Genomic DNA, 11,544 nt, shown 5'->3' on the forward strand with positions numbered 1-11,544 from the left:
CTTGCCCACGGGTCCGCGCGCACTCCTGCCCCAGTCCGCTTATCCAATCAAGCGCGCGATCCGGTCCCAGACCCCGATTGAGCCCAAATCGTTGAAAGTCACGACCAGCATCAGCGTCACGATCGCCAAAAAACCGAATCGGAACGCCCATTCCTGCGCCTCGGCGGGGGCAGGACGGCGCCGGATCGCTTCATAGGCGTAAAAGGCCAGATGACCGCCATCGAGCATCGGCAATGGCAAGAGGTTGATGAACCCCAGATTGATGGAAATGAGCGCGACGAAGCCAATCAGCGTCGCCAAGCCCATTGTCGCCGCCTTGCCGGAGAATTCCGCGATCTTGACCGGGCCGTTCATGTCCTTGATCGACCGGCGTCCGGTGACGAACTGGCTCAGAACTTCGCCCGTCTGGCGGATAATCTGCCACGTCTGGTTGATTCCGACCAGCGGAGCTTCCCATAGCGGCACCGATTGCACTTGCGGCGGCGGCGGCGCGATGCCGACGATGGCGCGGGTATATTCCTTGCCGAAGGGGTCCTTCTCGCGCACCAGGCGCGGAGTCAGTTCGACCAATCGATCCTGCCCGTCGTGCGCAACGCGGACCTCGAGCCTCTCGCCGGGACGATGTTCGACCGCCATGCGGAGGTCGCCAAACACCTCGATCTCCCGCCCGTTGATCGACACGATCCGGTCGCCGGCCCTGAGGCCCGCGGTGGCAGCCGACGATCCGGCTTCGACCCCTCCGACCACGGGCGGCGTCACCGCCTGCCCGCCGATCCACGCAAAACCGGCAAGGATCAAAATCGCGAACAGGAAATTGGTCGCCGGTCCCGCGACGACGATCAGCGCGCGTTTCCACACCGGCTGCGCGGGAAAAGTGTGCGATTTTTCGGCAGAAGGCAGCGCCTGCCAATTGGCATCGGGCTGGCTCACCGCATCGCGGTCGCCCGCGAACTGGACATAGCCGCCGAGCGGCAGCCAGCCGATCTTCCATTCGGTGCCGCGCTTGTCGGTCCAGCCGAGGATCTTGCGGCCGAAACCGATCGAGAAGGTATCGGCCTTCACCCCGCACCAGCGGCCGACGATGTAATGCCCATATTCGTGCACAAACACGAGCGGCCCCAGCACCGCGAGAAACGCGATCGGATAGAGCCAAAGCGGTACGTCAAGCATGTTCATAGTCAGGCATGTTCATATTGGTCCACAAAATGCTGCGCGGCCGCGCGCGATGCGGCATCGACGCTGAATATGTCGTGAAGCGATGCGGGCGCGGCGGGCGCTGCGGCATCGATCACGCGGCGCACCGTGTCGACGATCGCCGGAAAACTGATGCGCCCCGCCAGGAAAGCGGCGACCGCCACCTCGTTGGCGGCGTTGAGCTGCGCCGGGCGCGCGCCGCCCTCGGCGATCGCGGCGCGGCAGAGCGCGGTGGCGGGAAAGCGCGCCTCGTCGGGCGCCTCGAAGTCGAGCCGCGCGATCGATGCCAGGTCGAGCGGCGCGCACGGCGTCGCCATCCGCTGCGGCCAGGCGAGCGCGCTGCTGATCGGAATCCGCATGTCGGGCGAGCCGAGCTGCGCGAGGGTCGAGCAGTCGATATATTCGACCAGGCTGTGGATCACCGACTGCGGGTGGACCAATATCTCGATGCGGTCGAGCCCGACGGGGAACAGATGATGCGCCTCGATCAGTTCGAGCCCCTTGTTCATCATCGTCGCCGAATCGACGCTGATTTTCGCGCCCATCGACCAGTTGGGATGCGCGACCGCCTGCGCGGGGGTGACGCGCGCCATGTCGGCGGCGCTCATCGTGCGGAACGGCCCGCCGCTGGCGGTCAGGATGATCCGCCGCACCTGATCGATGCGCCCGCCCGCAAGGCACTGAAAGATCGCATTATGCTCGCTGTCGACCGGCAGGATCGTCGCGCCCGACCGGCGCGCCGCCGCGGTCATCAGTTCGCCCGCCGAAACCAGCGCTTCCTTGTTGGCGAGCGCGACGTCGGTGCCCGCCTCGAGCGCTGCCATCGTCGGCGCAAGCCCGGCGGTGCCGACGATCGCCGCCATGACGAGGTCGGTCGGATGCTGCGCCGCCGCGACCAGCGCTTCCGCGCCCGCCGCCACCTCGATCTGCGTGCCCGCCAGCGCGTCGCTGAGCGCGGCATGGCGCGCCTCGTCGGCGATCACGACGAGTTCGGGGTGAAACTCCAGAGCCAGCTTCGCCAGCTCGCCGACGTCGCTGTTCGCGGTCAGCACGCCGACCCGCCAGGCTTCGCCGTCGCGGCGCACGAGGTCGAGGGTCGATTGCCCGACCGATCCCGTCGCACCGAACAGCGAGAGGCGGCGCATGGTCAGCCGACCGCCCGCACGGCGATGGCGCCGGCAAAGGCAAGCGCGCCGAGCAGCAGCGCAACCGGCAGCAGCCCGTCGACGCGGTCGAACAGCCCGCCGTGACCGGGGATCAGCCTGCCCGAATCCTTGACCCCGGCGCGGCGCTTCATCCAGCTTTCACCCAGGTCGCCAAGCTGCGCGAGCAACCCCATGAACAGGCCGATCCACAGCGGCACGCCGACGATGCCCGCGCGGTCGCCGATCGTCGCGCTGGCGATCAGCGCCGCGACCATGCCGCCGATCAGCCCCGACCAGGTTTTCGACGGGCTGATCGCGGGCGCGAGGCGCGCGCCGCCAAAGGCGCGGCCGGCGAAATAGGCGCCGATATCGGTCGCCCACACCATGCCGAACACCCACAGCGCCGCGGTCATGCCCAGATGGTCGCGAATGAACCACAGCCCCGCCATCGCGCCGAGGATCGCGACCGGTCCCAGCAGCGTCAGCGCGGCCTTCGCGCCGCCGCCCAGCCGCATGGCCCGGACGAGGCTGAGCCATTCGACCACGACCAATGCGCCGCCGACGAGCAGCAACAGCCCAAAGGCGATGCCCCCGAACCACAGCGCCGTGCCCGCGATCGCGAACAGGACGATCGCCGATCCCACACGGGTCCAAAGGTCGGATTTTGTTGACGCTGCCGTCATGGTCTAGAAACTCTCCACTTCAATGAGCCGCGTGCCCCCGCGAAGGCGGGGGAATAATAGATGATTTGAGACCAAGCGTCGCTCGACACGCTTCATAGCCCCCCATAACGGCGCTCGCGCCGCGCAAAATGATCGAGCGCCGCCTTCAGGTCGGCGGGCGCGAAATCGGGCCACAGCGTGTCGGTGAAATACAGCTCGGCATAGGCCGACTGCCAGAGCAGAAAGTTCGACAATCGCACTTCGCCCGAGGTGCGGATGAGCAGGTCGAGCGGCGGCAGGTCGGCGGTATCGAGATGCGCCTCGATCGCCTCGGCCGTGATCGCCCCCGCCGCCGCCGCCGCGGTGGCCGCGCGCACCAGTTCGTCCTGCGCGCCATAGTTGAGCGCGACCGCCAGCGTCGTGCGGCGGTTCGCGGCGGTGCGGTCGAGCGCATTTTCGATCAGAGCGACGACATCGGGCGCGAGCGCGCGCCAATTGCCGATCACTTTCAGCCGCACGTCATTTGCGGCGAATTCGTCGAGGTCGGACAGGATGAAGCGCTTCATCAGCCCCATCAGGTCGCTGACCTCTTCCTCGGGCCGTTTCCAGTTTTCGGACGAAAAGGCGTAAAGCGTCATCGCCTCGATGCCGAGGTCGCCCGCCGCGCGGACGATCGTGCGCACCGCCTCGACCCCCGCCTTGTGCCCGGCGACGCGCGGCAGAAAGCGCTTCTTGGCCCAGCGGCCGTTGCCGTCCATGATGATGGCGACATGGCGCGCGCCGTGATGGCTTTCAGACACAGACCGACCCTATCAACAAGCCGTATCCCCGAGCGAAGACGAGGGGCTCGTTCGAGCGAAGCGAGAACCCGCGCCTAGTCCGCGCCTCGACTTCGCTCGGCATGGCCCCTCGTCTTCGCTCGGGGATACGGACCTCTTTGGGAAAAGCAGATCGCGAACAGGCACTAGCCCAAAATTTCCTTTTCCTTCGCGCTTGCCGCCGCGTCGATGTCGGCGATCGTCGCGTCGGTCAGCTTCTGGACGTCGGTTTCGGAGCGCTTGCGCTCGTCCTCGCTGATTTCCTTCTTATTCTCGTCGGTCTTCAGATTGTCCATGCCGTCGCGGCGGACGTTGCGGACGGCGACGCGCGCCTTTTCGGCATATTGACCGGCGAGCTTCGACAAATCCTTGCGGCGCTCCTGCGTCATTTCGGGGATCGGCAGGCGCAGAAGCTGGCCATCGACGATCGGGTTGAGGCCAAGCCCCGCCGAACGGATCGCCTTGTCGACCGGGCCGACGTTCGACTTGTCCCACACCTGCACCGTCAGCATGCGCGGTTCGGGGACGCTGACCGAAGCGAGTTGGTTGAGCGGCATCTGGCTGCCATAGACCTCGACCGTCACCGGATCGAGCAGCGCCGTGTTGGCGCGGCCGGTGCGCAGGCCCGCCAGGTCGTGCTTCAGCGATTCGACCGCGCCGTGCATCCGGCGTTCGAGATCGGCCTTGTCATATTTCGCCATCTGTCTTTCCTCTCTTGATCTCAGTCGATGTCGCCGAGCGTCATTCGTTAGTCGGCGTCGCCGACGACGGTGGCGACACCCTCGCCCGCCAGCACCCGCGCCAGATTTCCGGCCTCGCGAATGTTGAATACGACGATCGGGATATGATTGTCGCGGCACAGCGCCACCGCGCTCGCATCCATCACTTTCAGATTGTCGGCGAGCACGCGGTCATAGCTCAACCTGTCATAGCGCACCGCGCCCGAATCCTTCTTGGGGTCGGCATTATAGACGCCGTCGACGCTGGTGCCTTTCAGCAGCGCGTCGCACTTCATCTCGGCGGCGCGCAGCGCGGCGCCGCTGTCGGTGGTGAAATAAGGCGCACCGACGCCCGCCGCGAAAATCACCACGCGCCCTTTTTCGAGGTGGCGTTCGGCGCGGCGGCGGATCACCGGCTCGCACACCTTGTCCATCTCGATCGCCGACTGGACGCGCGTCTGGACGCCAAGCTGTTCGAGCGCATTCTGCATCGCGAGCGCGTTCATCACCGTCGCGAGCATCCCCATATAGTCGGCCTGGGCGCGGTCCATGCCCTTGGCGGCGCCCGCCATGCCGCGAAAGATGTTGCCGCCGCCGATGACGAGGCAGATTTCGAGCCCGCCATCCTGTGCTTCCTTGACCTCCGCCGCCATGCTCGCGACCGTTTCGGGGTCGATGCCAAAGGGGGTGGAGCCCATCAACGCCTCGCCCGACAGTTTGAGCAATATGCGTTTCATGCCGGGCAAAGCCATGTCGGGGGAACCTCTTGCAAACTCGATAAATGCGAATGGCGCGCACCCTAGAGCGGGCACGCGCCATTGCCAAGCGGACTGCCATGCTTCCCTTTACTTCGTCATGCCGAACTTGTTTCAGCATCCATGGTCCGGCTTTCGCCTTCCGGACCTGCGCAAGACCGGGAGGATCGGCCATGGACCCTGAAACAAGCCTGTCCTGAGCCTGTCGAAGGGTTCAGGGTGACGATGAAGGGAGGGCAGCCCGTTTTTTAGACGCCGGCAGCGGCCGCGACTTCGGCCGCGAAATCGCTTTCTTCCTTCTCGATGCCTTCACCGAGCTGGAAGCGGACGAAGCCCTTGAGCGTGATCGCGGCGCCGACATCCTTGCCGGCGGCGGCGACGACTTCGGCGACCGGGGTCTTGCCGTCCATCACGAAGAGCTGCGACAGCAGCGCGTTTTCCTTGCGGAACTTGGCGATCGAGCCGTCGACCATCTTGGCGACGATCTCGGCGGGCTTGCCCGACTGCGCGGCCTTTTCCTCGGCGATCGCGCGCTCGCGCGCGACCAGATCGGCGTCGAGGTCGTCGCCGTTCAGCGCCAGCGGGTTCGCGGCCGCGACGTGCATCGCGAGCTGCTTGCCCAGCGGTTCGAGAAGGTCGGCGCCGACGGTCGATTCGAGCGCGACGAGCACGCCGATCTTGCCCATGCCGGGGGCGGTGGCGTTGTGGACATAGCCGGTGACGACACCCGAGCCGACCGACAGGATCGCGGCGCGGCGCAGCGACTGGTTCTCACCGATCGTCGCGATATTGCTCGTCAGCTTTTCGGCGACGGTGCCGCCGGTCGGATAGGTCGCGGCGTTCAGCACGTCGATGTCGGTGATGTTGCCGGCCAGCGCGACCTGCGTCACGTCGCGCACGAACGCCTGGAACTGCTCGTTCTTGCCGACGAAATCGGTTTCGCTGTTCACTTCGACGAGCGCGCCCTTGGTGCTGTCGGTCGCGAAGCCGACAAGGCCTTCGGCGGCGATGCGGCCGGCCTTCTTGGCGGCGGCGGCAAGGCCCTTGGTGCGCAGCCAGTCGATCGACGCTTCGATGTCGCCGCCATTTTCGGCGAGCGCCCTTTTGCAGTCCATCATGCCGGCGCCGGTGCGGTCGCGCAGTTCCTTGACGAGAGCGGCTGTAATCTCAGCCATGGGAGTATCCTTTCCAAAGGGGCAGGCCGGTTTCGGCCCGCGGTCCGCCCGCGCGCATGGCGGGGCGACAAGTCAATGCGATGACAGGGACGGCGCGAAGCTGTTGCCGCGCCGTCCCGTCATCCACGAGAGCGGATTAAGCGTCGCTCTGACGTTCGGTTTCGGCCGCGGCTTCGCCCGGAACCTGTTCGTCCTCGGTCACCGGAGCAGCGTCGGCAGCCGGAGCCGCTTCGACCGCCGGGGCCTCATCGGCAACCGGGGCCACTTCAGCGACCGGAGCGACCGTTTCTTCGACCAGGACCGGCTCGGCAACGGGTTCGACCGCCGCGCCCAGGTCTTCGCCGCGATCGGCGCGGGCCTGCTGGCCGCCACGGGTCGCCGCCTGGGCCACCGCGTCGCAATAGAGGCGGATGGCGCGCGCGGCGTCATCGTTCGCCGGAACCGGGAAGGCGATGCCGTCGGGCGAGACGTTCGAATCGAGGATCGCGACGACGGGGATGCCAAGGACATTGGCTTCCTTGATCGCCAGCTCTTCCTTGTTCGCGTCGATCACGAACATCACGTCGGGAATGCCGCCCATGTCGCGGATGCCGCCGAGCGACATTTCAAGCTTGTCGCGTTCGCGGGTGCGGTTGAGCACTTCCTTCTTGGTGAGACCCGAAGTGTCGCCCGAAAGCTGTTCCTCAAGCGTCTTCAAACGCTTGATCGAGTTCGAAATCGTCTTCCAATTGGTGAGCATGCCGCCCAGCCAGCGATGGTTGACGAAATGCTGGCCCGAGGCGCGGGCCGCATCGGCGATCGGACCCTGCGCCTGGCGCTTGGTGCCGACGAACAGCACCTTGCCACCGGCGGCCGACGACGACGCGATGAAGTCGAGCGCGCGCGCGAAAAGCGGCACGGTCTGCGACAGGTCGAGAATGTGGATGCCGTTGCGCGCGCCGAAAATATACGGCTTCATGCGCGGGTTCCAACGGTGGGTCTGGTGGCCGAAGTGGGCGCCAGCTTCGATAAGATTCTGCATCGTGACGACAGGGGCCGCCATAGTCTTTCTCCTTCCGGTTAGTCCTCTGAAAGGCAAGAACCGAGGCATCCGCGGGGGATGGACCCGGCACCGGTATGTGCGCCTTCCATGTGGAATGGGCGGGCCGTTAGCGGGGCTGGCGAGGAAAAGCAAGCGGGAAGGAGGAACGGGGCTGGCCTGGTCGGGCTTCGATGCGGGCGATATGACATGGCTAACGTCGACTGGAAGGCACCATCTCTTTCATCGTCACCCTGAACTTGTTTCAGGGTCCATGGCCCGCCGTCTCCTTCGGCGCAGCGCAGGACGCGAGCGCAGGCCATGGATGCTGAAACAAGTTCAGCATGACGACATTAAAAGGCCGCTTCCCACCTCAAAGCAGAAATTAGGCCTTTCCTACATTATCCGGCTATGCCAGCTTTTATCTGGCTCTTTCATTCGGTGGATAAAGGCGATGGCGGTCCGGCTTGCGGGCGCGGCCACGGCGAGGCACGTTGGGCGCGTTCAGCACGCCTCAAAGCCCAGATCGGGGCTGCAAGAGGCTGAACTTTCCTGAACTTTGGAAACGACCAAGCGCTCCTTGCGCCGACCAGCCCCCCGATCCAAGCCGCGATGACGAATGAAGACAGGGCAGATTTCCACCCCAATGCCGACGCACCTTCGATCATCCCCCTGCCCCGCGCGCATTCGATTCATCGACGAAACCACTCTTTTCATCGCAATCTCATTGAGAACAAAACATGAACATGAAACGAGGAGCGCAAGGAAACCGTCAATGGACACGGGTTTCGCACACAGAAGCCGGAAGGACAAGATCATGGTTCAGGTCGCCACCGCTCTCCTCTTCGCCGTCGCCGCCGGGCTCGGCCTGACCGTCATCCTTGCGATGCTGAAGAATAATGAGACCGCAATTCTCTCGGCCTTGATGGGCGAAGGCGCCTTCCCAGCCGGAGCGGCGCCGCAACCCGGCCCGGCATCGACCGTCGTCACGCTGCACCGTTCGCCCGAGCGCCGCGACGCGCCGCGCCCGGTTCGCGCCGCCGTCCGCACGCAGCCGCAGTTCAGCCGCGCCGCCTGACCCTGGCATAGCTTGCAATGCCGAAGGGCAGCAGAGTCACATAGACGGCGCAGACCGCGAGCAAGGTCTGCCACGGCGCGGTGACGAGCGCCGCGCCGAGCAGACCGACGCCCGCGAGCGCGAACAACCGCCACGATCGGCGCAGGCGGATCGACGACCAACCATAGGTCGGGATAGCCGAAATCATCAGCATCGCGACGCCGAGCGCCCAGGGCATGACGACATACCATTCGCGGAACAGGTCGTTGCCGGTGCTCAGCCACAGATAGACGGGGACGAAGGACAGCCCCGCCCCGGCCGGGGCCGGAATGCCGGTCATGAAGCCCGCCGCCTTGTGCGGCTGGCTGTCGGCATCCATCCGCGAATTGAAGCGCGCGAGGCGCAGCGCGCAGCACACCGCGAGCGCCAGCGCCGCGGTCCAGCCGAACTTAGGCGCCTCGGCCAGCGACCAGAGAAACAGGATCATCGCCGGCGCAACGCCAAAGGCGATGACGTCGGACAGCGAATCAAGCTCGGCGCCGAACTTGCTTTGCGCGCGCAGCAGGCGAGCGATGCGCCCGTCCATGCCGTCGAGTACCCCGGCAAAGATTACCGCCGCGAGCGCCTTTTCCCATTCCTCGCCGATCGCGAAGCGCACCCCGGTCAGCCCGAAACAGAGCGCAAGCGCGGTGATCGCATTGGGCGCGAAGGCGCGCAGCGGTATCCCGCCGACGCGGCGCCTGTCGATTCCGGGGTCGGCGCCCTCGGTCGTCTGCGCGTCGTTCGCCACGCTATTGACCGATGCCGTCGAGAATTCCGGAGGTGCCGATCCGTGCGACGATCGTCTCGCCGGCGAGCGTTCGTTGGCCGAGCAGCACCTGCGGCGTCGTGCCCGCGGGCAGATAGACATCGACGCGGCTGCCGAAGCGGATCAGCCCGACGCGCTGGCCGGTCTGAAGCTCGGTCCCCATGCTGACGAACGGCATGATGCGCCGCGCGACGAGGCCGGCGATCTGGGTGAAGCCGATGCGCGTCCCGTCGGCGCGCTCGACGACGAAATGCTGGCGCTCATTCTCCTCGCTCGCCTTGTCGAGGTCGGCGTTCACGAACTTGCCGGGAATATAGACGAGCTTGCGCAAAATTCCCGCGACGGGGGTGCGGTTGATGTGGACGTCGAAGACGCTCATGAAGATCGAGACGCGCAGCATCGCCGCATCGCCCAGCCCGTCGGCGCCCGCGATCTCGGGCGGCGGCGGCACTTCGGCGATCTGCGTCACCAGTCCGTCGGCGGGTGCGATCACCAGATCGCTGCCCGTCGGGGTGACGCGCACCGGATCGCGAAAGAAGGCTGCGACCCAGATGGTGATGCCGAAGGCCAGCCAGCCGACGATTTCCCAGCCGAGCAGCCAGAAGCAAAGCGTGACGATCCCGGCGATCAGCAGGAATTTGCGGCCTTCGGGGTGGACCGAAGGCCAGCGCCATTTGATGCCGCCGCCGGGGCGATTGGAAGAGATGGTAGAGGACATGCCGGTCTTTCTAGGGAGGAGGTCCGATACTGACAATCGAATAAGCCGTCCCGCTGGTTCCACCACGGCAGTTGATCAATGACGCCGCATTCCCTAAGGCGCCGTGCAACTCCGACTCCCCAAGGAAAAAGGCTGTAAGCATGGGCAAGATCAAGGTAGCCAACCCGGTCGTCGAACTCGACGGCGACGAAATGACCCGGATCATCTGGCAATGGATCCGCGAGCGGCTGATCCTGCCCTATCTCGACATCGACCTTGAATATTACGACCTCGGCATCGAGGAACGCGACCGCACCGACGACAAGATCACCGTCGAAGCCGCGAACGCGATCAAGCGGCACGGCGTCGGCGTCAAATGCGCCACCATCACCCCCGACGAAGCCCGCGTCGAGGAATTCGGGCTCAAGAAGATGTGGAAATCGCCGAACGGCACGATCCGCAACATCCTGGGCGGCGTCGTCTTCCGCGAACCGATCGTGATGAAGAATGTTCCCCGGCTCGTCCCCGGCTGGACCGACCCGATCGTCGTCGGCCGCCACGCCTTTGGCGACCAGTATAAGGCCACCGATTTCCTCGTCCCCGGTCCCGGCAAGCTGCGCATGGTGTTCGAGGGCGAAGACGGCACGCTGATCGACGAGGAAGTGTTCCAATTCCCGTCGGCAGGGGTCGCGATGGGGATGTATAACCTCGACGATTCGATCCGCGATTTCGCGCGCGCCAGCCTCAACTATGGCATCGCGCGCCAGTGGCCGGTGTATCTGTCGACCAAGAATACGATCCTCAAGGCCTATGACGGCCGCTTCAAGGATCTGTTCGAGGAAGTCTATCAGGCCGAATTCAAGGCGAAGTTCGACGAACTCGGCATCACCTATGAGCATCGCCTGATCGACGATATGGTCGCGTCCGCGCTCAAGTGGAGCGGCAAATTCGTCTGGGCCTGCAAGAATTACGACGGCGACGTCCAGTCGGACACCGTCGCGCAGGGCTTCGGCTCGCTTGGCCTGATGACCAGCGTGCTGATGACTCCCGACGGCCAGACCGTCGAATCGGAGGCCGCGCACGGCACCGTCACCCGCCACTACCGCATGCACCAGCAGGGCAAGGCGACCTCGACCAACCCGATCGCGTCGATCTTTGCCTGGACCGGCGGGCTCAAGCACCGCGGCAAGCTCGACGGCACGCCCGAGGTGACGAAATTCGCCGACGACCTCGAAAAAATCTGCGTCGCGACGGTCGAGAGCGGCAAGATGACCAAGGATCTCGCGCTGTTGATCGGTCCCGACCAGAACTGGCTGACCACCGAAGGCTTCTTCGAGGCGATCGTCGAGAATCTCGAAACGAAGATGGGCGCCTGAACTCAGCGGCTTAAAAGCACCGACTCCCCTACCGCAAGCGGGAGGGGCAGCGAGGCTTGGCAGCTTGCTGCCTAGCCGCAGCGGGGCGGGCAATCGCGCAACGCGGTTCGCCCTCCCCCT

General features: G+C 65.3%; 12 protein-coding genes. 2 read left to right on the forward strand and 10 right to left on the reverse strand.

Annotated elements, in window-relative coordinates:
- Positions 1–39: 39 nt before the first annotated feature.
- The 8 genes from rseP to rpsB all read right to left on the reverse strand — a co-directional run bounded on the left by rseP (position 40) and on the right by rpsB (position 7,510).
- Positions 40–1,170 carry an RIP metalloprotease RseP gene (rseP, locus tag CVO77_RS01925; protein ID WP_106000570.1) on the reverse strand — a complete coding sequence of 377 codons (1,131 nt, stop codon included), beginning with the start codon at positions 1,168–1,170 and terminating at the stop codon, positions 40–42.
- An 8-nt stretch (positions 1,171–1,178) separates the two neighbouring features.
- The gene (locus CVO77_RS01930) at positions 1,179–2,339 is read right to left on the reverse strand and encodes a 1-deoxy-D-xylulose-5-phosphate reductoisomerase (protein ID WP_105997645.1); all 1,161 of its coding nucleotides are present in this window, start codon (positions 2,337–2,339) and stop codon (positions 1,179–1,181) included.
- 2 nt (positions 2,340–2,341) lie between these two features.
- The gene (locus tag CVO77_RS01935; protein ID WP_105997646.1) at positions 2,342–3,022 is read right to left on the reverse strand and encodes a phosphatidate cytidylyltransferase; all 681 of its coding nucleotides are present in this window, start codon (positions 3,020–3,022) and stop codon (positions 2,342–2,344) included.
- A 92-nt stretch (positions 3,023–3,114) separates the two neighbouring features.
- On the reverse strand, positions 3,115–3,801 hold the full coding sequence (uppS, locus tag CVO77_RS01940; protein ID WP_105997647.1) for a polyprenyl diphosphate synthase: 687 nt from the start codon (positions 3,799–3,801) through the stop codon (positions 3,115–3,117).
- Positions 3,802–3,965: 164 nt separating this feature from the next.
- The gene (frr, locus tag CVO77_RS01945; protein ID WP_105997648.1) at positions 3,966–4,520 is read right to left on the reverse strand and encodes a ribosome recycling factor; all 555 of its coding nucleotides are present in this window, start codon (positions 4,518–4,520) and stop codon (positions 3,966–3,968) included.
- A gap of 47 nt (positions 4,521–4,567) precedes the next feature.
- Complete coding sequence (gene pyrH, locus CVO77_RS01950; RefSeq protein ID WP_105997649.1) at positions 4,568–5,290, reverse strand: UMP kinase; 723 nt, start codon at positions 5,288–5,290, stop codon at positions 4,568–4,570.
- A 251-nt stretch (positions 5,291–5,541) separates the two neighbouring features.
- Positions 5,542–6,468, reverse strand: coding sequence for a translation elongation factor Ts (gene tsf / locus CVO77_RS01955; protein ID WP_105997650.1), 927 nt, complete (start codon positions 6,466–6,468; stop codon positions 5,542–5,544).
- Positions 6,469–6,604: 136 nt separating this feature from the next.
- Positions 6,605–7,510, reverse strand: a complete 906-nt coding sequence (gene rpsB, locus CVO77_RS01960) for a 30S ribosomal protein S2 (RefSeq protein WP_105997651.1) — start codon at positions 7,508–7,510, stop codon at positions 6,605–6,607.
- A 793-nt stretch (positions 7,511–8,303) separates the two neighbouring features.
- On the opposite strand from rpsB, the gene CVO77_RS01965 reads away from it, so the two are divergent.
- Positions 8,304–8,564, forward strand: a complete 261-nt coding sequence (locus CVO77_RS01965; protein WP_106000572.1) for a hypothetical protein — start codon at positions 8,304–8,306, stop codon at positions 8,562–8,564.
- On the opposite strand, the gene CVO77_RS01970 is transcribed toward CVO77_RS01965, so the two are convergent.
- Positions 8,548–9,291, reverse strand: a complete 744-nt coding sequence (locus tag CVO77_RS01970; protein ID WP_106000571.1) for a CDP-alcohol phosphatidyltransferase family protein — start codon at positions 9,289–9,291, stop codon at positions 8,548–8,550. The two genes, CVO77_RS01965 and CVO77_RS01970, sit on opposite strands and share 17 nt — an antisense overlap.
- 43 nt (positions 9,292–9,334) lie before the next feature.
- Positions 9,335–10,069, reverse strand: coding sequence for a phosphatidylserine decarboxylase (locus tag CVO77_RS01975; RefSeq protein ID WP_105997652.1), 735 nt, complete (start codon positions 10,067–10,069; stop codon positions 9,335–9,337).
- 140 nt (positions 10,070–10,209) lie between these two features.
- Between CVO77_RS01975 and CVO77_RS01980 the strand changes: the two genes are divergently transcribed.
- Positions 10,210–11,424 (forward strand): NADP-dependent isocitrate dehydrogenase, encoded by a 1,215-nt coding sequence (locus CVO77_RS01980; protein WP_105997653.1) that lies wholly within the window; start codon positions 10,210–10,212, stop codon positions 11,422–11,424.
- The last annotated feature ends 120 nt before the right edge of the window (positions 11,425–11,544 follow it).

This window comes from Sphingopyxis lindanitolerans, assembly GCF_002993885.1.
GTDB classification, from domain to species: Bacteria; Pseudomonadota; Alphaproteobacteria; order Sphingomonadales; family Sphingomonadaceae; genus Sphingopyxis; species Sphingopyxis lindanitolerans.

Excerpts from the sequence above, each read along its gene's own strand:
- pyrH (WP_105997649.1), bottom strand. The coding sequence starts at position 5,290 with ATGGCTTTGCCCGGCATGAAACGCATATTGCTCAAACTGTCGGGCGAG.
- frr (WP_105997648.1), bottom strand. The coding sequence starts at position 4,520 with ATGGCGAAATATGACAAGGCCGATCTCGAACGCCGGATGCACGGCGCG.
- CVO77_RS01975 (WP_105997652.1), bottom strand. The coding sequence starts at position 10,069 with ATGTCCTCTACCATCTCTTCCAATCGCCCCGGCGGCGGCATCAAATGG.
- rpsB (WP_105997651.1), bottom strand. The coding sequence starts at position 7,510 with ATGGCGGCCCCTGTCGTCACGATGCAGAATCTTATCGAAGCTGGCGCC.
- CVO77_RS01965 (WP_106000572.1), top strand. The coding sequence starts at position 8,304 with ATGGTTCAGGTCGCCACCGCTCTCCTCTTCGCCGTCGCCGCCGGGCTC.
- CVO77_RS01980 (WP_105997653.1), top strand. The coding sequence starts at position 10,210 with ATGGGCAAGATCAAGGTAGCCAACCCGGTCGTCGAACTCGACGGCGAC.
- CVO77_RS01935 (WP_105997646.1), bottom strand. The coding sequence starts at position 3,022 with ATGACGGCAGCGTCAACAAAATCCGACCTTTGGACCCGTGTGGGATCG.
- rseP (WP_106000570.1), bottom strand. The coding sequence starts at position 1,170 with ATGCTTGACGTACCGCTTTGGCTCTATCCGATCGCGTTTCTCGCGGTG.
- tsf (WP_105997650.1), bottom strand. The coding sequence starts at position 6,468 with ATGGCTGAGATTACAGCCGCTCTCGTCAAGGAACTGCGCGACCGCACC.
- CVO77_RS01930 (WP_105997645.1), bottom strand. The coding sequence starts at position 2,339 with ATGCGCCGCCTCTCGCTGTTCGGTGCGACGGGATCGGTCGGGCAATCG.